Raw genomic sequence first — 22340 nt, 5'->3', positions numbered from 1 at the left:
AGGGGATCCGGAAGACGGCTGGAATCAAGCACTTGGCCGCGTTCTTGCAGTCCTGCCACAGGTTGGGGAAAAAGTGTGACCGGCGGGACCGCCCTTGGCCGTCCCGCGTCCTCAGCCGAGCTTGGCGCCCAGCGTGCCCTTCAGCGACTCCGGCGTGGCCGGCTTGACGATGAAGGTGTCGGCGCCGAAGGCCGCGGCTTCGTCCATGCGGCTCTGATCGGCACGGTTCGTCATGAAGACCACCGGCAGCGCGCGGTGACGGGCGTCGGGGCTGGCCCGCAGGGCCTTCAGGAACCCCAGCCCGTCCATCGGCTGCATCTCCACGTCGCAGACGACCAGATCGGGCGCGTGCGTCTGTACGGCTGCCAACCCGGCCTCGCCGTCGGCGGCCTGGTGAACGGTGCGGAAACCCAGCGTGGCCAGCATCTTCGCCAGCACCATGCGGGTGAAGCTCTCGTCTTCGATCACAAGAACCGAAAAATCCCCGAACGCCGCCGGCATCGCCCTGTTCCCCCAAGTCCGATAGGCCGTGTGTGTACGCCGCATGCACGCCCTTTGCAACCGGCTGGCCGGCTGACCGGGAACGGCTCACGGAAGAACGGTTGCACGGCGGGGGGTGCTGCGGCTACACGGAGTCGCATGAGCTTCCTCGACCACATCCGCGCGTGCAACGCGCACGACCTCTCCGGCTTCCGTCCGTTCGAGCTGGAAGGGCATCGCCTCGGCTGGGTCCGCCACGCGCTGGCCGAGCAGCTTCCCGGCGTCGATCCGGGCTTCGTCGTCACCGCCGACCGGGTGACGCTGGCCCCGGAGGTCCGCGATTTCGAGGCGCGGTCCTCGGTGCTGGCGCACGCCGCCCAGTTCCTCGTCGAGACGGGGACGGTCTCCGCCCTGCGCGGCGAGTTCTACCCGGTCATGCCGGCCTGGGGGGCGGAGCCGCTGATGCGCATCGACCGCGCGGTTGTGGCGCAGTTCGGCACCCCGGCCTACGGGCTGCACGTCAACGGCTTCGTCCGCCAGCCGGACGGCGGCCTGTCGCTGTGGATCGGACGGCGCGCCAGAGACCGCGAGGTGGCGCCGGGCAAATTGGACAACCTGATCGCCGGCGGCCAGCCCATCGGCCTGACGCTGGCGGAGAACCTCGTCAAGGAAGCGCAGGAGGAGGCGGGGGTGGACGCTGCCCTGGCGGCCCGCGCCGTACCCGTCGGGGCCGTCACCTACCGCATGGAGACGGAGGCCGGGCTGAAGCAGGACACGCTGTTCCTCTACGACCTGGAACTCGACGCGGATTTCGTCCCGCGGAACACCGACGGCGAGGTCGAGCACTTCGAGCTGTGGCCGCTGGACCGCGTCGCGGAGTCGGTGCGCACGACGAAGGACTGGAAATTCAACGTGCCCCTCGTCGTCATCGACTTCCTCGTCCGTCACGGCTGGCTGACGCCGGAGGAACCGGACTATCTGGAGATCGTCACGGGCCTGCGGCGGTAGACGCCGCAACCTCGACGGTCACGGCCACGGTCACTCCGCCGCGGCGCGCGCCCGCGCCTCCTCCAGGTGGGACGACAGCTCCGACAGGGTGACCGGTTTGTGCAGGACGGTGAAGCCGCTGCGCCGCGCCTCGCGGATGCGGTCGGGACTGGTGTCGCCGGTCAGCAGGATCGCCGGGATGAGGTCACCGGCGAAGGCGTGGATGTCGCGGATGGCGTCCACCCCCGTCCGGCCGTAGCGCAGGCGGTAGTCGGCGATGATGACGTCGGGAAGCCGCTCCGCCCCGTCGAGTTGGCGCAGCGCCTCCTCTCCCGATGCGGCGGCCAGCACATCCCACCCCCATTGCTCCAGCACCAGCCGCAGGCTTTGCAGGATCAGCTCCTCGTCGTCGATGATCAGCGCCAGCGCACCGGATCGGTCCAACGACGGCATGGCGCGTTCCATCGCGTTGGGATTCCAGGAAGCGTGCAAGGGAACCTCCACCGTAAAGCAAGTGCCCCGCCCCGGACGCGACCGCACGCGGACGGGCAGGCCGAGCAGATGCGACAGCCTCTTCACCACCGCCAGCCCGAGGCCGAGGCCGCGGCTGCGGTCGCGCTCCACGTTGCCGAGCTGAACGAACTCTTCGAAAATCTCGTCGAGCTTGTCGGTGGGGATGCCGACGCCCGTGTCCGCCACCTCGATGCACAGCATCATGCCCCGCCGCCGACACCCCAGGAGGACGCCACCCGAAGCCGTGTAGCGCACCGCATTGTCGAGCAGGTGGCGCAACAGCCGTTCCAGCAGGGCGGCGTCGCTGCGGACCTGCGCCTTCAGCGGGCGCACCCGCAGCTTCAGCCCCTTGGCGGCCGCGCGCGGGCCGTAGTCGGTCTTCAACCGCTCCATCATTTCGGCCAGCGCGAAAGGGGCCATGTCGGGCGAGACGATCCCGGAGTCGAGCCGGGCCACGTCCAGCAGCGCATCGAGCAGGCCGCGCATCGCCTCGACCGCCCGGTTCATCGTCTGGACCAGCGGCAATTACGGATGATCGGACAACCGCTCCGCCAGGACCGCGCCGAACAGCGTCAGCGACTGGGCGGGCTGGCGCAGGTCGTGGCTGGCGGCGGCCAGGAAGCGCACCTTGGCTTGGCCGGCGCGCTTCACCTCGTCCCGCGCGGCGCGCAGAGACTCGCCTTGTCCGCGCAGCCGTGCCTCCACGGCCATGCGGCGGCTGGCGTCCGTCGCGGTCATGACGATGCCCCCGGCCTCTCCGCCGGACTCCGCCGGCAGCGGCGTCAGCACGATGTCGAGCCAGTTTCCGTCACCCGTCAGGGCCAGTTCCTGGACCAGCCCACGGCCCGCGGCGGCCATCGCCTGGGCGAAGCGCTCCGCCGCGTCCTCCCGGCCGCCCCAGACGAACGCGCCGGCCATGGCTTGCCCGATCAGCAGATCTTGCGGGCATCCGATGGCGCGCTGCATCGCCGCGTTGAGATCGACAATGCGTCCTTGCCGATCGAGCAGGGCAATCGCCACGCCGATCGTGTCGAAGACCCGCCGCAGTCCGGCGGGGTCGGCGGGACGACGGTCGCCCCCCGCCACATCCTCCTCTCGCATCGCTTGCCCCCTTCGGATTGCAAGCCGGCCAACCGTTTGGCGCCATCCGTTGGGCAGGACAAACAATCGGTCGAGATTCAAAAGATACGTGCAAGAGGAAGAAGATTCCAGGCGACCCGCCTCAAACGGATAGATTTCCCGCCACTGTAATACACAATTGGTTGTAGATCATAACTCTTCCGGAAAGCCGGACAGGGCGCGCACCGCCGCCGCCGTTCGCCCCGTTTCCCGAAGAGATCGCAAGGTCTTGGCGTTGTCGCGCTTGGCAAGGCGCTCACCCCGTTCATTCACCATCAAAGAGTGATGATGATAATCAGGAGCGCCGACTCGAAGGAGTTCCTGAAGCAGGCGATGCACGTGTGTCGCGAAAAACAGGTCGTCGCCACGGGTCACCAGGGTCACACCCTGAAGATGGTCGTCCACGGTGACCGCCAGATGATAGCTCGTCGGGGCGTCCTTGCGGGCCAGGACGACGTCGCCCAGGATGCCCGGCGTGGCATCCTGCCAGCCGCGCCGCCGGTCGTGCCAGCGCAGCGGCCCGGTCATGGCCATGGCCTTTTCCACATCCAGCCGCAGGGCATAGGCCGCGCCCGCGGCGATGCGATCCTGCCGTTCCAGGTCCGACAGGCCGCGGCAGGTGCCGGGATAGAGCGGACCGTCCGGCCCGTGCGGCGCGTGGCCGGCGCGGGCGATCTCGGCGGCGATGTCCTTGCGGGTGCAGAAGCAGGGATAGACGGCGCCCAGATCGGCGAGGCGCGCCAGCGCGGCGCGGTAATCGTCCAGATGCTCCGACTGGCGGCGCACCGGCTCTTCCCAGGTCAGGCCCAGCCAGGCCAGATCCTCGCGCAGGTCGCGGTCGAACTCGGGACGGCAGCGCTGCGGGTCGATGTCCTCGATGCGCAGAAGGAAGCGCCCTCCGGCCTTGCGGGCGGCGGTCCAGCCGAACAGAGCGGAATGGGCATGCCCGAGGTGGAGATGGCCGGTCGGGCTCGGCGCGAAGCGGGTGACGACGTCGGTCATCCCCGCCTTATACCCCAACCGCGCCCGGCCTGCATGCGGGACTACGGGCGCAACGGGTGGGGGTGCAAAGGGCGGTCAGATGTAGGGGCAGTCAGATGTAGGGGCGGTCAGATGTAGGGATTGTCCTTGATCGGCTCGACCGGGATGTCCTCACCCTCCAGATACATGGCGAGGCGGCGGCGCAGTTCGCGGTCGAAGGCGTCGATGCGGCGCTGGCGGTCGCGCTCCTCGCGCTCGGCGCGTTTCTCGGCAAGGTCGATGATCGTGGCGCTCATGGATGTTCCCTTTGAAAGCGTCCCCCTAGGGCGCTGCCACCATCCCAGAGCATGGTTAACGCTCAGTAACCACGATGTCGGAAAATGCACGATCAAGGCTTCACAACCAAATGTCACAGGCATCCTGCCGGTCGCCCGGAAACGTCGGAGCCCTGCCCATCGAAAGGGTTACAGGATCGTGAAGAAATGACGCAGTGCGGCGCGACATATTGAGTTCGAACCACAAATCAACTATGTATCTGGTGTTCTGGTCACCCGGCGGCGTGTCATCCCGCATGGGGGAGCGGAACACCAGACAAGGTTCCAGACACGTCTCAGATAAGGGAGTGGCCATTGGCTCCACCACCCGATCACTGTCCGGCCCTGGTGCTGAACGCCGACTTCCGGCCGCTCAGCTACTTCCCCCTGTCGCTCTGGTCCTGGCAGGAGGCGGTCAAGGCCGTTTTTCTGGACCGGGTGAACATCATCTCCGAATATGACCGCGTCGTCCGATCCCCCACGTTCGAGATCAAACTGCCGAGCGTCATTTCGTTGAAGGAGTTCATCCCGGCGACGCGGCGGCCGGCCTTCACCCGTTTCAACGTCTTCCTGCGCGATCGCTTCACCTGCCAGTATTGCGGCCACCACTTTCCCACGCAGGAACTGACCTTCGACCACGTCATCCCACGGTCGCGCGGCGGGCGCACCACCTGGGACAACGTCGTCACCTCCTGCTCGGCCTGCAATCTGGCGAAGGGAAACTGGCTGCCGCACAGTTGCGGCATGATCCCCCTCAGTCCCCCGTTCCAGCCGAGTGCCTACCAGCTTCAAGAGAACGGACGTGCATTCCCGCCAAACTTCCTTCACGAAAGTTGGCGGGATTTTCTTTATTGGGACACCGAACTCGATCCGATGTAGAAACGCCGCAATCGGGAAGAATGGACCGGGGAAGATTTGGGTATGGACGACGAGAATCCCTGCGTGGGCATCTGCATCATCGGCGAGGACGGCTATTGCGAAGGCTGCGGGCGGAGCGAGGACGAGATTTACGGCACGCCGCCCGCCCCGGCGCCCACTCCGGCCTCTACTCCGGCGCAGACTGGAGCGGACGGCAAGGCCGCCTGAGTCCGCTCCGGTTTCCGCCGGAGTGGGCGCCGGTCACACCCGCTCGGCCACCCAGATGACCGCCTTGGTGCCGGCCTTGATGGCGGCGGACAGCACCGGATAGGCCGGGGCCTGCTCCGCGCCGTTGAGCAGGCCGATGTCGCGGTGCTCCACCTCCTCCGCCTGGAACTTGAGGATGGAGGTCTTCAGCTCCTCCTCTTCCGGGCCGAGGTGCTTCAACTGCGCCTCGTAATGGCCGTCGATGACCTGCTCGACGGCGACGGTGCAGGCCATGGCCGCCCGCTCGCCCATCACCGCCGTCCCGGCGCCCAGCAGGAAGCCGGCGACGTGCCACAGCGGCTGCAGCACGGTCGGCCGCACCTGACGGGCGACGAGCTGCTTCTCGAAATACTGGAGGTGCTCCAGCTCCTGGTCGGCCATGTGGCGCAGGGTCTTGGCGTGCCGCCCCCGGCCCATGACCGAGAGCTGGCCTTCGTAGATGCGCTTGGCCCCATACTCGCCGGCATGGTCCACGCGCACGATCCGCGCCAGCCGCTGTTCCGGGGTCGGGTCGCCGGGCAGGCGCCCGCGCGGGCGGGGCCGCGGAGCGGGCGACTCGCCGGCGGACGGGGGGGCGGACGGGGCGGAAGCGGCGGCGATGCTGATGGCAGTGCTGTCGGGCGGGGTCATGCGAAGGTCCTGGAAACCGAGGTCCGGATGTAGGCGGCGCGGGCCGCCGCGAAGGCGAAGGCGGACAGCGCCAGCGAAATCACGACGTTGTAGCCCGCCATCGAAATCCCGAACAGCGACCACGCCACTTCGTCGCAGCGGGTGACCGGGGCGGCGAGCACCTGGGCGCGCAGCTCCTCCAGAGTCTGGGGCGCGCGTCCGCTGGCGCCGCAGGCCGAGGTGCCGGCCCACCAATGCTGCTCCACCCCCACATGGTAGGCGGCGATCCCGGCGCCGGCCAGAAGGGCCAGCCCGCTCGCCACCAGCAGCGCATCGCCCAGCCCGCGCCACTGGCGGAACAGCAGGGTGACGATGCCGAAGGCCATCACCGCGCCGTAGGGCACGCGCTGCCACAGGCACAGGACGCAGGGCTGGTAGCCCAGCACGAACTGGAAAAACAGCGCGGCGGCCAGCACGCCGGCGCTGGCGATGGCCAGAAGCCCGGCGGTGTAGCGCGGATCGTCGATGGGGAGGCGGTTCGTCATGCGGGTGAGATTAGCGCGCCCCACAGGCTTAGGCCAGACACGCCGACGCGTCCGCACAAAACACTTTGTCCCAGGGCGGTTTCCCCTCTATATAGCGGGCACCGGTCGCCGCAAGCGCCGGGTCCGGCAGGCACCGTGCGGGCGTGGCGGAATTGGTAGACGCAGCGGACTCAAAATCCGCCGTCCTCACGGATATGTCGGTTCGAGTCCGACCGCCCGCACCATCTTCCCTCCTGTGCCTGTTCCACGGACCGCCGCAAGGCCACATCCGCCCTCCCCGCCTGTTTCTGCCAGACGGCCCCGGATTTGGGGCAGCGAGCGGAGGATTCGACCATGGACATCACCCGGGTTGGCGCGCAGCCATCCGTCACCGGACCGGCCGACTGGTTCACCGGCACGGTCCGCATCGACCCCATCATCCAGGCCAACGCCCCGGCCCGCACGGCGGCGGCCAGCGTCACCTTCGAACCCGGCGCCCGCACGGCGTGGCACACCCATCCCCTGGGTCAGACCCTGATCGTCACCGCCGGCTTCGGCCGGGTCCAGCGCGAAGGCGGCCCCATCGAGGAGATCCGCCCCGGCGACGTCGTCTGGTTCCCGCCCGGCGAGAAGCACTGGCATGGCGCCTCGCCGACCACGTTCATGACCCACATCGCCATCCAGGAGCAGCTTGACGGCAAGGCCGTCGATTGGATGGAGAAGGTCACCGACGAGCAGTACGGGGCGTGAAGCGGCGGAAACGGCCCCAAGACCTCATTGCCATTGCGGGCTTGTTCCAAAGTCCAATTCGGCGGCCCGACCCAGCCCCTTAAAATGCGCGGCATCGACCGCCGCCGCGACCGGCGCCGCGGAGTTTTGGCTGGGGAGCCATCTCACATGACCGTTTCCAGATTCGTCATCGCCGCCGCCCTTCTGCTTGCTGCCGGCACGGCCAACGCCGAAAGCGGGCCGCAGCCCAAGACGGCGGAAGAGGCCGCCGGCAAGCAGATCTTCCATCAGTGCGCGGCCTGCCACTCGCTGGATTCCAGCAAGAACGCCTTCGGCCCGAGCCTGTACAACGTCGTCGGGCGCAAGGCCGGCTCGATCCCGCGCTTCGACTATTCCAACGCGCTGAAGGCGTCCAACATCACCTGGACCGAGGACAACCTGCGCCACTGGATCGCCGGCAACGACAATTTCGTGCCGGGCACCCGCATGCGGCACGTCGCCATCACCGATCCGGCGGAGCAGGACTATCTAATCGCCTTCCTGAAGTCGCTGAAGCAGTAAGCATCGAAAAGCCGGTTACGGTGCGGCGACCGGAACCGGCTTCCCGTCCTCGGTCGGCAGGCCCGCCTCGGCCCAGCCGTCCGCCCCGTCGCGGTACCAGAGGACGCGTCGGTAGCCCATCTCCAGGGCGCGCTTGCCCGCGTTCCACGACATCCAGCAATCCGCCAGACAGTAGAACAGCAGGCCGCGCCCGCGGTCGCCGCCGGTCAGCCGCTCCAGGTTGGCCCGGAAATAGCCATCCAGCTCGGGCGTCAGCGCCCCAAGCCCGACGTTGGGAAGCCAGACGCTGCCGGGGATCTGCGGAAAGGGCTTCGCCACCAGCCAGGGGCCGCCGGGCAGCGTGCTGCGGTCCAGCTTCATCACGTTGATGGGAAGAGCGGCACCCGACTCCACCAGCGCGCGGGCCTGCGCCGTGTCCACCGTTTCGGCACCGGGCAGCGAGGCCGGAGTCGGCGACCGGTATTCGGTCATCCGGTAGCCGTCCGGCACCGGGACAACATCCGCCGCGGCGTCTCCCGCCGGCCCGGCCAGCAACAGCGCCAACCCGGCGGCGCCCAGCCATCCTGCGCGCACCACGTTCCCTCCCCCATTGTTCTGCGGCATCCACGAAATCCCCCCGTGCCCAACAGGGTCAAGTTGCCCGATAGTCGAATACCGGGAACCGGCGGGCGGGGCCTAAGCTCAGCGTTCGCCGTCGTGGGATTCCCGCGTTCCGCTGCGCCACCGCACCGCAGAGGCCTGCCTTGCAAACGACCGCAGGACGCATCATCATCAGGCTAGGGAGACAGGAGATTTGCCCCTCCTGCCTCCCGGCCCGATCCTTAGCGGTTCAGGAGATCAAGGATGTCCCTGATCACCCGAAGCAGCAGGATCAGGAGAGTGAGGATCTTTTCCATCCTCCACGCCTCCTTGTGATGGGACACGGGCGGTGGCCAATCCGCCGCCCTGTCCACCGCGCAACCATGGCGCGGCACGATCTCCATACAAATGCAATTTTTGACGCAGGGGTGGCGTCATGCGCCTGATGCCTCTCGTCCGGCTCCTGCTGGTCCTGGCGCTGGTCTGCGTCGCCACGGTGGCACGCGCGGCGGACCGGCCCTCGGTGACCATCGGGGTGCTGAAGTTCGGCACGGTCAGCTGGGAGCTGGACGTCATCCGCCACCACCGGCTGGACGCGGCCGCCGGCTTCGAGCTGAAGCTGATGGAGCTGGCGAGCGGTCAGGCAGCGCAGATCGCCCTGCAGGGCGGCGCGGTGGACATGATCGCCAGCGACTGGCTGTGGGTGGCCCGCCAGCGCGCGGCGGGGGCCGACCTGACCTTCATCCCCCATTCCGCGGCGGTCGGCGCGCTGATGGTGCCGGCGGCCTCCCCCATCGCTTCGGTCGCGGACCTCAAGGGCAAACGCATCGGCGTCGCCGGAACGCCCATCGACAAGAGCTGGCTGCTGCTGAAGGCGCTGGCCCGCGACCGCTACGCGCTCGACCTCGACGCCACGGCGACGCCGGTCTTCGCCGCCCCGCCCCTGCTGAACCAGAAGGCCGCGACGGGGGAGCTGGACGCCGTGCTGAATTTCTGGCCCTACGCCGCCCGGCTCCAGGCGGCGGGGATGCGGACGGTCATCGGGGTTGATGGGATGATGCGGGACCTCGGCCTGACGGCCCAGGTGCCGGCGGTCGGCTTCGTCTTCCATGAGGGCTGGGCCAAGGCCAACCCGGCGGCGCTCGACGCCTTCGTCGCCGCCTCGCGCAAGGCCAAGGCGATCATGGCCCAATCGGACGCGGAGTGGGACCGGCTGCGCCCGCTGATGAAGGCGGAGGACGAGGCCACCTGGGCGGCGTTGCGCGACCAGTTCCGCGCCGGCATCCCCGAGCGCTGGACGGAGGAGGAGCGGGAGGCCGCGGCCAGGCTCTACGGGCTGATGGCCAAGCTCGGCGGACGGGAACTGGTGGGCAACGCCATGGCCCTGCCGGACGGCACCTTCTGGCCGGGGGTCCGCTTCTGATGCGGTGGCGGCGGCTGGCCCCGGTCCTGTCGCTGGCTCTGCTGGTCGGGCTGTGGGCCGCCGCCGCGGAACTGGCGGCCAGCCGCAGCCTGCCCGGCCCCGCCGCCGTGCTCTCCGTGCTGGTCCGCGAGGCGGCGGACGGCGCGCTGTTCCATCACCTGGGGATCACGCTGGCGCGCATGGCCGCGGCCTTCGCCATCGCCATGTCCATCGGCTCGGCGCTGGGCATCCTGCTCGGCCGCTCGGCCACCGCGGACCGGCTGTTCGGGCTGTGGCTGACCGTGTTCCTGAACATCCCGGCGCTGGTCGTGATCGTGCTCGCCTATGTCTGGTTCGGCCTGACCGAGGCGGCGGCGGTCGGCGCGGTCGCCGTCAACAAGATCCCCAACGTCGTGGTCGTCCTCCGCGAAGGGACGCGCGCCATCGACGAGCAGTATGTCGAGATGGCGCGGACCTTCCGCATGGCGCGGTCCGATGTGCTGCGCCATGTGCTGCTGCCCCAACTCACCCCCTACTTCGCCGCGGCGGCGCGGTCCGGCCTTGCGCTGATCTGGAAGATCGTGCTGGTGGTCGAGCTTCTGGGCCGCAGCGACGGTGTGGGATTCCAGATCCACCTCTTTTTCCAGATGTTCGATGTGGCCGGCATTCTTGCGTACACCGTCGCCTTCGTGGCCGTCGTCCAACTCCTTGAACTCTGCGTCCTGCAACCCGTCGAGCAGCGGCTCACCCGCTGGCGGCCGGTACGCGCTGAGGCTTGAGATCCGCTCCAAGCGCTTCGCCGGGCGGGAGGTCATCCGCGGCCTGTCGCTGACGGCCGCGCCGGGCGAATTCCTGGCGCTGGTCGGCCCGTCCGGCTGCGGCAAGACCACCGCTCTGACCATCGCCGCCGGGCTGGACCGCGACTTCGACGGAACGCTGGACTTCGGCGGGCCGGAGCCGGTGCTCGGCTGCGTCTTCCAGACGCCCCGCCTGCTGCCCTGGCGCACGGTGCGGCAGAATGTGGCGCTGGTGCTCCCCAAGGCGCGGCGGAACGATGGGACGGCGGAGCGCTGGCTGGCCGCCATGGGGCTGGAGGCGGTGGCCGACGAATACCCGGCCCGCCTGTCCGGCGGCATGGCGCGGCGGGTGGCGCTCGCCCGCGCCTTCGCGGTGGAGCCGGGCCTGCTGCTGATGGACGAGCCCTTCGTCTCGCTGGACGAACCGACGGCGCAGCGGATGCGCGCCCTCCTCGCAACGATGCTGGAGCGGTCCCCGGCCACCGTGCTGTTCGTCACCCACAATCTGCGCGAAGCGATCCAGCTGGCCGACCGCATCCTGGTGATGGCCCCCGGCCCGACGCGGGTGGCGGCGGAGGTGCCGCTGGAAACGCCGCGCGCGCTGCGCGACGACGCGCTGGTCGAGCGCGTGCGGGCGGAGCTGTTGTCCCGGCCCGACCCGGCCTTCCGGCTGCTCGCCTGACACTTTCGCCGAAACTGTGAAGCGGCTCACACCCGCCGCCGTCCGCCGGGCGCAGCCTGTCCCGCTGCGACGAAACCGGCGGAGACGACGATGCACACCCTGTTCCTGCCCCTGTTCCTGCTGGGCGCCGGCCTGGCGCTCCCGTCCGGCGCGGCGCGCGCCGGGGAGATCGTGATTTTGCAATCCGGCTCCCATGGCCCCAACCACGCCGACCGGTCGCGCGATCTGGCGATCATCGGCGATTCGGTCACCGGGTCCTCCATCGTCATCATCGAACGGACGACGCGCGACGAGCAGCTCGGGCGGCGCGACCCCGGCCTGGAGGCCCGGCGCGCCGTGCGCAAGGCGGAGGCGAAGCGGCGCAGCAAGGACAAGGACTGGTCGGATTGGACGGAGTTCGACGGCCACGCCCTGGACGGCTTCGGATGGCTTGACGGCCCGGTGCCGCTCGGCTTCGGGCGTGGCGATCCGGGGCAGGAGGCGGCGCGCGCCGCCGCGGACGCGCGGCGGATGCGGAACCGCTGAACGGTAAAGGCCCGCAGGGCCATCGTCATTGGCGCTCCACCCCTCTCCCGCCCCGGGAGAGGGTGGCCCGAACGGCCGGGTGAGGGTCGTGCGAGGATCAAGCCACCGATCCTTGGCGGTACCCTCACCCTTCCCACGCTTCGCGCGGGCCCCTTCCCTCTCCCGGGACGGGAGAGGGAACCTCAGATGCCGAAGCGGGCCTTTTCCAGTTGCAGCCGGTTGGCGAAGACCACGGCCTGGGTGCGGCTGTAGACCTTCAGCTTTTGCAGGATCGCCGAGACATGGGCCTTCACGGTGGTTTCCGTGATGCTCAGCTCATAGGCGATTTCCTTGTTGAGCTTGCCGGTGCCCAGCATCTCCAGCACGCGGAGCTGCTGTGCGGTCAGGGTGGACAGGCGGCGGGCGATCTCCGCCGTTTCCTCATCCTCCGCCGCCGCCCCCTCCTCGACCGAGGCGGGCAGATAGACCTCCCCGGCCAGGATCTGGCGCAGCGCGCCGGCGATGGCGTCCCGCGGCGTCGATTTGGGGATGAAGCCGGCGGCGCCGCAGCGCACCGCCTCCAGCATCACCTTGCGGTCCTCGTGCGCCGAGACGACGGCGACGGGGATGGCCGGGAAGCGGCGGCGCAGGGCGATCAGCCCGGTCAGCCCGTTCATGCCCGGCATGTTGAGGTCGAGCAGGACGAGGTCCGGCTCCCCCTTGCCGCCGTGCATGGAGTCGAGGATGGAGATGGTTTCGTCCAGGCAACCGGCCTCGTGGATCTCCTGCGCCTGGCAGGAATAGAGGACGGCGCTGCGCAGGGCGTCGCGCACCAGCGGATGATCGTCCGCAATCAGAATTCGGCTCATGGCGTGGTTTCCACGCTCATTGTTTCGGGGCGTTTCCGAGTGCGATCATGCCGGACCGTTCAAGAATGCGCAAGGACGGGAACGGGTATTCGCCAAAACAGCCGATCGTAGGCAATTCCGTTTCAAATCCCGCTCCAAATCCTGTTGCAAGCGATTCGCAAGAAAAGACGGCCCGAAGCTTTCGGGCCGCCCTTTCCTGGTCCGGTCACGGCACGGGCTTTTCCCCCTCAGGCCTTCGGCAGCTTGAAGACCCAGAGCGAGCCGCCCTGGTTGATGTCCTTGACCAGCTTGGCAACGTCGCCGCCCCACAGCGGCACCGCCCCGCCCCAGCCGGAGACCACGGCCACATACTGCTCGCCGTCCTGTTCCCAGGTGACCGGGGAGCCGACGACGCCGGAGCCGGTGTTGAACTTCCAGGCTTCCTTGCCGGTCTTGGCGTCGAACGCCTTCAGATAGCCCTCCGGCGTGCCGGTGAAGACGAGGTTGCCGCCGGTGGTCAGCACGCCGCCCCACAGCGGCGCCGGGTTCTTGTATTCCCAGACGATCTTGCCGGTCTTCGGGTCGATGGCGCGCAGCGCGCCGATGTAGTCGTCATACAGCGGCTTGATGGTGAAGCCGGCGCCCAGATAGGCGGCGCCCTTCTTGTAGGTGATCGGCTCGTTCCAGATGTCCATGCCCCACTCGTTGGCCGGGACGTAGAACAGCTCCGTCGCCGGGCTGTAGGCCATGGGCATCCAGTTCTTGGCGCCGAGGAAGGCCGGAGCGGAGAAGACCGACGTGCCCTTTTCAGCACCGACCGGGGTGCCCGGACGGTTGTCGTCGTTGTAGACCGGCCGCCCGGTCTTCACGTCGATCTCCTTGGCCCAGGTGATCTTGGTGACGAAGGGCGAGGCGCTGAGCAGCTTCCCGTTGGTGCGGTCCAGCACGTAGAAGAAGCCGTTGCGGTCGGCCTTGGCGCCGGCCTTGATGGTCTGCCCGTCCTTCTTCAGGTCGAAGGACACCAGCTCGTTCACGCCGTCGAAGTCCCAGCCATCGTGCGGCGTGGTCTGGTAGTGCCACTTGATGTCGCCGTTGGCCGGGTCGATGGCCAGGGTCGAGGAGGTGTAGAGGTTGTCGCCCGGACGCAGGTGCGAGTTCCAGGGCGCCGGGTTGCCGGTGCCGAAGAACAGCGTCTTGGTTTCCGGATCGTAGGTGCCGCCCAGCCAGGTGGCGCCGCCGCCGGTCTTGTAGAGATCACCCGTCCAGCTGGCGTTCATCACGCCGGTCATGGTCGATTCCTTGCCATTGAGGGTGCCCATGTTGCCCTCGATGGTCGGGCGCTGCCAGACCAGCTCGCCCGTCTCGGCGTCGCGCGCCTCGACCATGCCGATGATGCCGAACTCGCCGCCGGAATTGCCGGTGATGACCTTGCCGTCGACGATCAGCGGGGCGGCGGTCGCCGAATAGCCGGCCTTGTAGTCCTCGATCTTCTTCGACCAGACGACCTTGCCGGTGTCCTTGTTCAGCGCGACCAGACGGGCGTCCAGCGTCGCGAAGTAGATCTTGTCCTTGTAGAGCGCGGCGCCGCGGTTCACCACGTCGCAGCAGGGCATGATGCCTTCGGGCAGGCGGTGGTCGTACTGCCACTTCTTCTGCCCGGTCTTGACGTCCACGGCGTAGAGGCGTGAGTAGGAGCCGGTGACGTAGATCGTGCCGTCATGGATGATCGGCTGCGACTCCTGCCCGCGCTGCTTCTCGCCACCGAAGGAGAAGGACCACACCGGCACCAGCCCCTTGACGGTGTCCGGGTTCAGCTTGTCGAGCGGGCTGAAGCGCTGCGCCTGAGGACCCATGCCGTAGGTCAGGACGTCGCCCGTCGACTTGGCGTCGTTCAGCAGGTCGTCGTTGCTCGGCCCATCGGCGGCCAATGCGGGGCCGCTCAGGCCAAGGCCGGCGGCCATGGCGCTCGCAAGAAGGCAGGTGCGGAAGAGACGCTTCATGGTGCGGATACCTCCCAGGGGAATGGACAGCCGGAGTCGCGGGCAGAGATCATGTGTAGACAAATGATCATGCGCAGACGAATTGGCGGAATCCGTCTGCCTCGTCCGCCCGTCCTCGGCTTCTTTTCGGAACAATCAGGGGTTCGACGCAGGGGCGATGCGGCATCGCGAAGCCCCTATCCTTCTGACAATAAAGCAGTTTACCGGCGCTCCGATTGAGGTCCATTGGCAAATAGTCGAATGGGCGGAGCGTTCTGCTGGAGGACACGAACCGTTTCATTGCGAACGGCTTCAATTCACCCGCGGCAATACGGCCTGCTCGATCCGCGGCCAGAGGTGGGAGACGGAGCGCCGGTACTCCTCGCGCAGCACGCCCATCCCGGCGAAGCGCTCGAGGATCGGCGCGTCGAGCAGTTCGGCCATATCGGCCCCGGCCTCCGCCCGCTCGCGCAGCGTACGGTCCAGCCAGGTCAGCCAGTTGCGGGTCTGGGCGATGGCGGCCTTGTCGGAGCGGATGCGCCCGTGGTTCGGCACCAGAACCGTCACCTCCAGCGCGTCCAGGGCGTCCAGCGCCGCCAGCCACTTGGCAACATCGGCGTGGGGAGTCGTCGGCGTCCGGTCGGAGAAGACGACCCCGCCGGCGAACAGCACCCCCGTCGTCTCGTCCAGGATGGCGAGGTCGGCGGCGGTGTGGCCCTCCAGCGGGATCAGCCGCAGCCGGTGCGCGCCGAAGACGACGGTGGAGCCGTAGACCGTCTCGGTCGGGACCAGCGGCTCGGTGCCGCGCATCCAGTCGCCGACGAGGCGGTACATGTTCTCGGTCATCCCCGGACCCTCGGCCTTGATGCCCTCGATGGTGCCGGGCAGCGCGGCGATGGGCACGTCGGCGAAGGCGCGGTTGCCCAACCAATAGTCGGGGTGCAGGTTGCTGACGAAGACCTTGCGGATCGGCTTGTCGGTGACCGTGGCGATGGCCGCGCGCATCTCCTCGCCGAAGCGGCGCGACGGGCCGGTCTGGATCACGATCACCCCGTCGTCGGTCACGATGAAGCCGGGGTTCAGGATGTTGCCCCCGTTGGTGCGGGTGAAATGCTCCCGCGTGCCCTCGAAGACCCAGGTGTCCGGCGCGATGGCGACGGGCTTCAGGTGATAGCTCAGCGGGCCCGCGGCCCAGCCGGGCGCGGCGGAGGCGATCAGAAGGAGAAGGGCGACGAGCGCTCTCATGGCAGCACCCCTTGGACCCAAGGCAGCGGGATGGCCGCCTTGACCTCGCCGCCCTGGTTGTCGCGCCCGTCGAGCGTCAGGCTGCGCGCGCCCGCTGCGGGCTGAACCTCCAGCGTGAAGACGGGGTTCTCGGACAGCGGCTCCGCCGTCTGCAGCCGGGCCAGCGCCCGCCCGTCGGCGTCGCGCAGGGTCAGCGCCTCGATGAAGTAGGCGGGGATGCCGGCGACCAGACCGGTGTCCATCGGGTGGCGGACGAGGAAGCGCACGCGCGTCGCCTTGTCCTCTCCGCTCGGCGCCCAGGCACGGCCTTGCACCTCGCCCACATGGTCGGCCCAGTCGGCGGCGGCGTAGGTGGCCGGCGGCGCGGTGCAGCCGCCGCCCGCCGCGTCGAGCAGCTTGCCGCCGATGTGCCAGACGCCGTCCGGCGTGCGGGCGGCGGCGCGCAGCGGCGTCGCCTGCTGCACCTTGAAGCGCGTGGCGATCACCGGCTTTGCCGCCAGCGGCTGGAAGCGCAGGATGACCGGGAAGGGGTTGAGGTCGGCGAACAGCACCATCTCTTCCACCGCGCCCAGCGCCGTGGCGTCGGCCATCACCGGGACGGCGGCGGCGTTCTCGGCGTTGTCGGGGGCGGTGACGGTCACGCGGTCGTCGAATTGCACGGGAGCCGTTCCGAACAGCTCCGGCCGCAGCACGTCCCACATGACGGAGGCGAGCGGGTCGGCGGGGTCCGGCGGGCCGGCATAAGCCGGGTTGGAGAGCGCGGCCAGGAGCGCCGCGGCGGCGAGATGGCGGTTCATGTACCCCCCGTTCTCAGTCTTGTGCGAACTCTCGGCCCCCTCCCTAACCCTCCCCCGCCTTTGGCGAGGGAGGGGATTTGGGCAAAGGCGGCGGCAGTCCCCTCTCCCGCGAGAGCGGGGGAGGGTTAGGGAGGGGGCCGCAGACGCATCACTCCACCGGAATCGCGTTGTGCGTCACCCCGTGCTTCCGGAAGATCTCCGGCAGCGTCCCGTCCTCCAGCATCGCGGTCACCGCATCCCCCACCGCATAGGCGAGGTCGCGGGAGTTCTCCTTCACGGCCATGCCGATGTCCCAGCTCGACGCCATCATGCCGGGGAAGGTCACCGGGGTGATGGGGAAGCCGGCGGCGCGGTCGCCCAGCGCGGCCTCCACCTGGCTCTGCGTCGCGACGACGGCGGCGACATCGCCCTTGACCAGGGCCTCGACCGCCTCGGGGATCGTCATGTAATGGACCAGACGCTCGCGCAGCCGCCCGCCGAAGGCCCCCAGCAGATAGAAGTCGGGGATGCTGTCGATCTCCACCCCCACCGGCTCGTCGGGCAGGGAGGCCAGCATCGGCTGGGTCATGCGCATCGGGTTGCGGGCCAGCGCGAAACCCTCCCGCTGGTAGGGGCCGAACAGCACGGCCTCGGGGTTGCGCAGCCCGAACTCCTTCTGATAGGGCACATGCATCATCACGTCGGCCACGCCGCCCCCGACGACCGGGCCGCGCCACACCGCGTTGCGCAGGTCGTCCGACACGGCCTCCCCGGCGGTCAGCTCCATGAACTCGACGCCGACGCCCAGCCGCCCGGCGATGGCGCGGGCGATGTCCACGTCCACACCGACCAGGGCACCGTTCTTGCGGTGGGAGAAGGGCGGGTTGTCGCGGTAGACCGCGACCATCAGCCGCCCGGCGGCCACCACGTCGTCCAACGGGCGCGCGCCGGCGCGCCGGGGGAGAACCCCGGCGGCCAGCGCGGCGGCGGCGAAGGAGAGCAGGTGGCGTCGCGTCGGAAGCCCCGTCATTCCAAACGCATTCATTCCTCGTGCACCGTCTCCAGCCACGACCGGATGGCCCACAGCGCCTCCTGGCCCAGCGCCTCGCCGAAGCGCGGCATGTAGGTGACCCCGTTGCGGATCGAGCCGTTGATCACCCGCTCCTTGAACCACTCGTCGCCGATGTCGCCCTTGTCCAGAAAGCGCAGGTCCGGGGCGATGCCGCCCGACACCGCGCCCAGCCCGTGGCAGCGCGCGCAGTTCTGGTTGAAGGCGGAGGACCCGATCTCGATCGCGCGCGGGTTGCCGCGGTAGGGGTTCGCGTCGCGCCAGTCCTCGCCCAGCTTGTCGAGGCCGGTGGTGTCCACCGCCTGGGGGGTCACGTCGCCGTGGGCGAAGGCCGCCGTGGGGACAACCGTGGAGGCGACGGCGGCCGCGCCGGTCAGGAAACCGGCCGTCACAAGCCGGAGAAGCCGTGCGTTCATAAGGGGCGTCCTCATTCAGAAAAATGCGAAGGGAGCGTTGTCCGTTGGCCCGGAGCATAGCGGGCGGTCCGCGACGCCAATAATTGGACTTTGGTAGCAACCGTGCGCCGAGCCCGCCGCGATCGGACCGAACCGCAATTTTCCGACCGCGCAATCGTACCAAAGTTGCATTCCGGGACGCCGCCCGGCGGGGATACCCTGGTCTCCCGAAACCAGGCGAGTGCAAACCCGCGATGCGTTTCAGCCTTTGGTTACCCTCCTTGATGCAGATCGCCTTGCTGGCCGGCGGGCTGTGCGCCTCGCCGGCCGCCTTTTCGCAGGAGGCGGCGCCCGCGGACACTTCGATGGTCCGCATCGCCTACCTGACGCAGGAGGTCGAGCATCCCCCCGCCCTGTCCAACCTCGACGAACCGCCCGACGACGATGGGTTGGCCGGCGCCCAACTCGCCGTGGCGGACAACAATTCCACCGGCCGCTTCCTCAAGCAGCGCTTCGAGCTGGAGGCGGTGACCGTGCCCATCGGCGGCGACCCGGCGCAGGCGCTGCGCGACCTCGCCGCCGCCGGGCACCGCATCGTCGTGCTGGACCTGCCCGGCGAGACGCCCGGCGCGCTGGCCCGCCTGCCGGAGGCGGCGAACCTGCTGCTGTTCAACGCCGGCTCCACCGACGACATCCTGCGCAACGCGCTGTGCGCGCCCAACCTGCTGCACACGGCACCCGACCGCGCCATGCTCGCCGACGCGCTGGCCCAGTATCTGGCGGTCAAGCGCTGGACGAAATGGCTGCTGATCGTCGGCACCCGGCCCGAGGACCGGCTCTACGCCGCCGCGGTCAAGCGGGCGGCCAAGCGCTTCGGCGCCGAGGTGGTCGAGGAGAAGACCTGGAGCGAGGACCACGACGCCCGCCGCACCGCGCAGGCCGAAATGCCGGTCTTCACCCAGGGCAAGCGCCACGACGTGGTGATCGTCGCCGACGAGATCGGCGACTTCGGCGATTACGTCCTGTATCGCACCTGGGAGCCCCGCCCGGTCGCCGGCACGCAGGGCCTCGTCCCCACCAACTGGCACCGCGCCCACGAGGCGTGGGGGGCGGCACAGCTCCAGTCCCGCTTCAAGGCCGCCGCCCAGCGCGTCATGTCGTCCCGCGACCACGCCGTCTGGGCGGCCATCCGCGCGGTGGGCGAGGCGGCGACGCGCACCCGCTCCACCGATCCGGCGGCGCTGGCCGCCTACATCCGCGGGCCGGATTTCACGCTGGCCGCCTTCAAGGGCGTACCGCTGTCCTTCCGCAGCTGGGACGGGCAGCTCCGCCAGCCGGTGCTTCTCGCCGCCGACCGCTCGCTGGTGTCCGTCTCGCCGCAAGACGGCTTCCTGCACCCCAAGACCGAACTCGACACGCTGGGCCACGACCAGCCCGAAACCGGCTGCCGACGCTGATTCGTCTCAATCATTTCCGCCAAGAGGACGCCGCCCCGATGACCACCGCCCGCTCCCTTCTCCTCGCCGCCCTGCTGGCCGGCTGCGCCCTGCCCGCCCTGGCGGAGACCGTCTATGTCTCGAACGAGAAGGACAACACCCTGTCCATCATCGACGGCGCGACCCTGACGGTGACGGAGACGGTGAAGGTCGGACGGCGCCCCCGCGGCATCACGCTGAGCGCGGACGGCAAGCACCTCTACATCTGCGCCAGCGACGACGACACGGTGCAGGTGATGGACCTCGCGACCAAGAAGATCCTGCACAACCTGCCCTCGGGCGAGGATCCGGAGCTGTTCGCCCTGCATCCCGACGGCAAGCACCTGTTCATCGCCAATGAGGAGAGCAACGTCGTCACCATCGTGGACGTGCCCAGCCGCAAGGTCGCCTATCAGGTGGATGTGGGTGTGGAGCCGGAAGGCATGGCGGTCAGCCCCGACGGCAAATGGGCGGTGAACACGTCGGAGACGACGAACATGGTCCATTGGATCGACACCGAGAAGCGCGCCGTCGTCGACAACACGCTGGTCGACGCCCGCCCGCGCTACGCCCAGTTCAACAAGGACGGCAGCCGCCTGTGGGTGTCGGCGGAGATCGGCGGCACCCTGTCGGTGATCGACACGGCCAGCCGCAAGGTGGCGCAGACCATCCGCTTCAAGATCAAGGGCGTGCCCCAGGACCGCATCCAGCCGGTGGGCATCAAGCTGACCGATGACGGGCGCTATGCCTTCGTGGCGCTCGGCCCGGCCAACCATGTCGCGGTGGTGGACGCCCAGACCTTCGCGGTGAAGGACTATCTGCTGGTCGGCCGCCGCGTCTGGCAGCTGGACCTGTCGCCAGACCAGAAGCGGCTCTACGCCACCAACGGCGTGTCGGGCGACGTGTCGGTGATCGACGTGGACAGCCTGAAGGTCGTCAAGTCGATCAAGGTCGGCCGCTACCCCTGGGGTGTCGCGGTGAAGGGCTAAGCTGTTGAAGGGATAAGGGCATGGCGGAACCGGCGCTATCGGTCGAAGGGCTGAGCTACGCCTACGGACGCGGAACCTTCGCGCTGAAGGACGTGTCGTTGGCGGTCGGGGCGGGGTCCTTCACCGCCCTGCTCGGCCCCAACGGAGCCGGCAAGACGACGCTGTTCGCTCTGGTCACCCGCCTGTTCGAATCGCCGGGCGGCACCATCCGCATCGGCGGCATCGACCTGCGGCGGGAGCCGGCAAGGGCGCTCGGCCGCATGGGGGTGGTGTTCCAGCAGCCCACCCTCGACCTCGACCTGACGGTGCGGCAGAATCTGCTCTATTTCGCCGCCCTGCACGGCATCCCCCGCCGCACCGCCGAGGCGCGGGCGCGGGAGTCGCTGGAGCGGCTGGGCATGGCGGAGCGCATCGGCGAAACGGTGCGGGCGCTGAACGGCGGGCACCGCCGCCGGGTGGAGCTGGCCCGCGCCCTGCTGCACGAGCCGGCCCTGCTGGTGCTGGACGAGCCGACCGTCGGACTGGACGTCCCGGCGCGGCGCGCCATCGTCGAGCATGTCCACGCGCTGTGCCGGGAGCGCGGCATCGCCGTGCTCTGGGCCACCCACCTGATCGACGAGATCAGCGACGGCGACCGCGTCGTGGTGATCCACCGCGGCCGGGTCCGCGCCGCCGGACCGGTGACGGAGGTGAACCGCGCGACCGGGGCGGACACGCTGACCGAGAGCTTCACCCGGCTGACCGCGAAGGAGGCGGCGTGACGGCTTTTGCCCATTACGCGCGCGCTCTCGGCGGGATCGTCGGGCGCGAGGTGCTGCGCTTCGTCCACCAGCGGGAGCGCTTCCTGTCGGCGCTGGTCCGCCCGCTGCTCTGGCTGTTCGTCTTCGCGGCGGGCTTCCGCGCGGCGCTGGGCATCGCCATCACCCCGCCCTACGAGACCTACATCCCCTACGAGGTCTACATCGTCCCCGGCCTCGCCGGGATGGTGCAGCTGTTCAACGGGATGCAAAGCTCGCTGTCGATGGTCTACGACCGCGAGATGGGCAGCATGCGGATGCTGCTGGTCAGCCCCCTGCCCCGCTGGTTCCTGCTGACGGCGAAGCTGCTGGCCGGGACGGCGGTGTCGATCCTCCAAGTCTATGCCTTCCTCGCCGTCGCCTGGGTCTACGGGGTGCAGGCGCCGCCGCTCGGCTACCTCACGGTGCTGCCGGCGCTGGTGGTCAGCGGGCTGATGCTGGGGGCGCTGGGGATGCTGCTGTCCTCGGCCATCCGGCAGCTGGAGAATTTCGCGGGCGTGATGAACTTCGTCATCTTCCCGACCTTCTTCCTGTCCACCGCGCTCTATCCGCTGTGGAAGATGCAGGAGGCGGGAGAGCTTCTGTACGTCCTGTGCACCGTCAACCCCTTCAGCCAGGCGGTCGAGCTGATCCGCTTCGCGCTGTATCTGGACGTGAACCTGCCGGCGCTGGCCTGGACGGTGCTGGCGCTGGCGGTGTTCCTGGGCGGGGCGGTCTACGGCTACAACCCGGGGCGCGGGTTCCTGGCGCGCAAGGCGGGCGGGGAGTAGCGTTTTCCCCCTCCCCGGCCCTCCCCCGCTGCGCAGGAGAAGGAGTTTGTCCCCTCCCTCGCCAAAGGCGGGGGAGGGTTAGGGAGGGGGC

27 protein-coding genes and 1 tRNA gene are annotated in these 22340 nt (G+C 69.0%); 14 read left to right on the top strand and 14 right to left on the bottom strand.

Annotation, left to right across the window (positions count from 1 at the left end; all coding sequences use genetic code 11):
- Window positions 1–111: 111 nt before the first annotated feature.
- Window positions 112–501 carry a response regulator gene (locus DS837_RS00690; RefSeq protein WP_149163007.1) on the bottom strand — a complete coding sequence of 130 codons (390 nt, stop codon included), beginning with the start codon at window positions 499–501 and terminating at the stop codon, window positions 112–114.
- 138 nt (window positions 502–639) lie between these two features.
- Here DS837_RS00690 and DS837_RS00685 point away from each other — a divergent pair, with 138 nt between their 5' ends.
- A complete protein-coding gene (locus DS837_RS00685; protein ID WP_149163006.1) occupies window positions 640–1488 on the top strand; it encodes a DUF4743 domain-containing protein in 849 nt (282 codons plus the stop codon).
- A gap of 30 nt (window positions 1489–1518) precedes the next feature.
- Here the strand turns inward: DS837_RS00685 and DS837_RS00680 are convergent, their stop codons facing one another.
- From DS837_RS00680 to DS837_RS31930, 4 genes are all read right to left on the bottom strand, one after another.
- Window positions 1519–2505: an ATP-binding response regulator gene (locus tag DS837_RS00680; RefSeq protein ID WP_149163005.1), complete on the bottom strand. Its 987-nt coding sequence runs from the start codon at window positions 2503–2505 to the stop codon at window positions 1519–1521.
- The gene (locus DS837_RS00675; protein WP_149163004.1) at window positions 2506–3081 is read right to left on the bottom strand and encodes a PAS domain-containing protein; all 576 of its coding nucleotides are present in this window, start codon (window positions 3079–3081) and stop codon (window positions 2506–2508) included.
- A 168-nt stretch (window positions 3082–3249) separates the two neighbouring features.
- Complete coding sequence (gene gluQRS, locus DS837_RS00670; protein ID WP_149163003.1) at window positions 3250–4101, bottom strand: tRNA glutamyl-Q(34) synthetase GluQRS; 852 nt, start codon at window positions 4099–4101, stop codon at window positions 3250–3252.
- Window positions 4102–4208: 107 nt separating this feature from the next.
- On the bottom strand, window positions 4209–4376 hold the full coding sequence (locus DS837_RS31930; protein WP_014241314.1) for a hypothetical protein: 168 nt from the start codon (window positions 4374–4376) through the stop codon (window positions 4209–4211).
- A gap of 333 nt (window positions 4377–4709) precedes the next feature.
- Here DS837_RS31930 and DS837_RS00665 point away from each other — a divergent pair, with 333 nt between their 5' ends.
- Entirely contained in the window at window positions 4710–5273 is a 564-nt protein-coding gene (locus DS837_RS00665) for an HNH endonuclease (protein WP_149163002.1), read from the top strand.
- A gap of 42 nt (window positions 5274–5315) precedes the next feature.
- The gene (locus DS837_RS00660) at window positions 5316–5480 is read left to right on the top strand and encodes a DUF1289 domain-containing protein (RefSeq protein ID WP_149163001.1); all 165 of its coding nucleotides are present in this window, start codon (window positions 5316–5318) and stop codon (window positions 5478–5480) included.
- Window positions 5481–5513: 33 nt separating this feature from the next.
- Here DS837_RS00660 and DS837_RS00655 read toward each other — a convergent pair whose 3' ends face one another.
- Together DS837_RS00655 and DS837_RS00650 are read right to left on the bottom strand one after the other, a co-directional pair.
- Window positions 5514–6149, bottom strand: a complete 636-nt coding sequence (locus DS837_RS00655; protein ID WP_149163000.1) for a demethoxyubiquinone hydroxylase family protein — start codon at window positions 6147–6149, stop codon at window positions 5514–5516.
- Window positions 6146–6673: a disulfide bond formation protein B gene (locus DS837_RS00650; RefSeq protein ID WP_114857606.1), complete on the bottom strand. Its 528-nt coding sequence runs from the start codon at window positions 6671–6673 to the stop codon at window positions 6146–6148. Before DS837_RS00650 ends, DS837_RS00655 begins: the two co-directional genes overlap by 4 nt.
- A gap of 137 nt (window positions 6674–6810) precedes the next feature.
- Here DS837_RS00650 and DS837_RS00645 point away from each other — a divergent pair.
- The 3 genes from DS837_RS00645 to DS837_RS00635 all read left to right on the top strand — a co-directional run bounded on the left by DS837_RS00645 (window position 6811) and on the right by DS837_RS00635 (window position 7942).
- Window positions 6811–6897 (top strand) — tRNA-Leu (locus tag DS837_RS00645).
- A 109-nt stretch (window positions 6898–7006) separates the two neighbouring features.
- Window positions 7007–7402: a (R)-mandelonitrile lyase gene (locus DS837_RS00640; RefSeq protein WP_149162999.1), complete on the top strand. Its 396-nt coding sequence runs from the start codon at window positions 7007–7009 to the stop codon at window positions 7400–7402.
- Window positions 7403–7549: 147 nt separating this feature from the next.
- Entirely contained in the window at window positions 7550–7942 is a 393-nt protein-coding gene (locus tag DS837_RS00635) for a c-type cytochrome (protein ID WP_137103422.1), read from the top strand.
- A gap of 15 nt (window positions 7943–7957) precedes the next feature.
- Here DS837_RS00635 and DS837_RS00630 read toward each other — a convergent pair whose 3' ends face one another.
- Window positions 7958–8545 carry a PQQ-dependent catabolism-associated CXXCW motif protein gene (locus DS837_RS00630; protein ID WP_149162998.1) on the bottom strand — a complete coding sequence of 196 codons (588 nt, stop codon included), beginning with the start codon at window positions 8543–8545 and terminating at the stop codon, window positions 7958–7960.
- Window positions 8546–8957: 412 nt separating this feature from the next.
- Here DS837_RS00630 and DS837_RS00625 point away from each other — a divergent pair, with 412 nt between their 5' ends.
- From DS837_RS00625 to DS837_RS00610, 4 genes are all read left to right on the top strand, one after another.
- Complete coding sequence (locus DS837_RS00625) at window positions 8958–9944, top strand: ABC transporter substrate-binding protein (RefSeq protein ID WP_211102031.1); 987 nt, start codon at window positions 8958–8960, stop codon at window positions 9942–9944.
- Window positions 9944–10702, top strand: coding sequence for an ABC transporter permease (locus DS837_RS00620; RefSeq protein WP_149162997.1), 759 nt, complete (start codon window positions 9944–9946; stop codon window positions 10700–10702). The genes DS837_RS00625 and DS837_RS00620 overlap by 1 nt, the downstream gene beginning before the upstream one ends.
- The gene (locus DS837_RS00615) at window positions 10632–11402 is read left to right on the top strand and encodes an ABC transporter ATP-binding protein (protein ID WP_247889704.1); all 771 of its coding nucleotides are present in this window, start codon (window positions 10632–10634) and stop codon (window positions 11400–11402) included. The genes DS837_RS00620 and DS837_RS00615 overlap by 71 nt, the downstream gene beginning before the upstream one ends.
- Before the next feature lie 90 nt (window positions 11403–11492).
- Window positions 11493–11927 (top strand): hypothetical protein, encoded by a 435-nt coding sequence (locus DS837_RS00610; RefSeq protein WP_149162995.1) that lies wholly within the window; start codon window positions 11493–11495, stop codon window positions 11925–11927.
- A 182-nt stretch (window positions 11928–12109) separates the two neighbouring features.
- On the opposite strand, the gene DS837_RS00605 is transcribed toward DS837_RS00610, so the two are convergent.
- The 6 genes from DS837_RS00605 to pedF all read right to left on the bottom strand — a co-directional run bounded on the left by DS837_RS00605 (window position 12110) and on the right by pedF (window position 18239).
- Entirely contained in the window at window positions 12110–12775 is a 666-nt protein-coding gene (locus tag DS837_RS00605; RefSeq protein WP_014241328.1) for a response regulator, read from the bottom strand.
- 227 nt (window positions 12776–13002) lie between these two features.
- Window positions 13003–14754, bottom strand: a complete 1752-nt coding sequence (locus DS837_RS00600; RefSeq protein ID WP_149162994.1) for a methanol/ethanol family PQQ-dependent dehydrogenase — start codon at window positions 14752–14754, stop codon at window positions 13003–13005.
- Between the two features lie 291 nt (window positions 14755–15045).
- Entirely contained in the window at window positions 15046–15978 is a 933-nt protein-coding gene (locus tag DS837_RS00595; RefSeq protein WP_149162993.1) for a quinoprotein relay system zinc metallohydrolase 1, read from the bottom strand.
- Window positions 15975–16775: a quinoprotein dehydrogenase-associated SoxYZ-like carrier gene (locus tag DS837_RS00590; RefSeq protein ID WP_149162992.1), complete on the bottom strand. Its 801-nt coding sequence runs from the start codon at window positions 16773–16775 to the stop codon at window positions 15975–15977. Before DS837_RS00590 ends, DS837_RS00595 begins: the two co-directional genes overlap by 4 nt.
- A 148-nt stretch (window positions 16776–16923) precedes the next feature.
- Window positions 16924–17784, bottom strand: a complete 861-nt coding sequence (locus DS837_RS00585) for a substrate-binding periplasmic protein (protein ID WP_149162991.1) — start codon at window positions 17782–17784, stop codon at window positions 16924–16926.
- An 11-nt stretch (window positions 17785–17795) separates the two neighbouring features.
- Entirely contained in the window at window positions 17796–18239 is a 444-nt protein-coding gene (gene pedF, locus DS837_RS00580) for a cytochrome c-550 PedF (RefSeq protein ID WP_149162990.1), read from the bottom strand.
- 263 nt (window positions 18240–18502) lie between these two features.
- On the opposite strand from pedF, the gene DS837_RS00575 reads away from it, so the two are divergent.
- From DS837_RS00575 to DS837_RS00560, 4 genes are read left to right on the top strand one after another with little or no spacing between them, the layout of a single operon-like run.
- Window positions 18503–19675 carry an ABC transporter substrate-binding protein gene (locus DS837_RS00575; protein ID WP_149162989.1) on the top strand — a complete coding sequence of 391 codons (1173 nt, stop codon included), beginning with the start codon at window positions 18503–18505 and terminating at the stop codon, window positions 19673–19675.
- A 38-nt stretch (window positions 19676–19713) separates the two neighbouring features.
- Window positions 19714–20682 carry a YVTN family beta-propeller repeat protein gene (locus tag DS837_RS00570; RefSeq protein ID WP_149162988.1) on the top strand — a complete coding sequence of 323 codons (969 nt, stop codon included), beginning with the start codon at window positions 19714–19716 and terminating at the stop codon, window positions 20680–20682.
- A 20-nt stretch (window positions 20683–20702) separates the two neighbouring features.
- Window positions 20703–21443 carry an ABC transporter ATP-binding protein gene (locus DS837_RS00565; RefSeq protein WP_149162987.1) on the top strand — a complete coding sequence of 247 codons (741 nt, stop codon included), beginning with the start codon at window positions 20703–20705 and terminating at the stop codon, window positions 21441–21443.
- Window positions 21440–22249, top strand: coding sequence for an ABC transporter permease (locus tag DS837_RS00560; protein ID WP_149162986.1), 810 nt, complete (start codon window positions 21440–21442; stop codon window positions 22247–22249). Before DS837_RS00565 ends, DS837_RS00560 begins: the two co-directional genes overlap by 4 nt.
- The last annotated feature ends 91 nt before the right edge of the window (window positions 22250–22340 follow it).

Origin of the sequence: Azospirillum brasilense (assembly GCF_008365405.1) — a bacterium.
In the GTDB taxonomy this organism is placed as follows: Bacteria; Pseudomonadota; Alphaproteobacteria; order Azospirillales; family Azospirillaceae; genus Azospirillum; species Azospirillum brasilense_D.
This window is presented reverse-complemented; position numbering and strand designations above follow the sequence as displayed.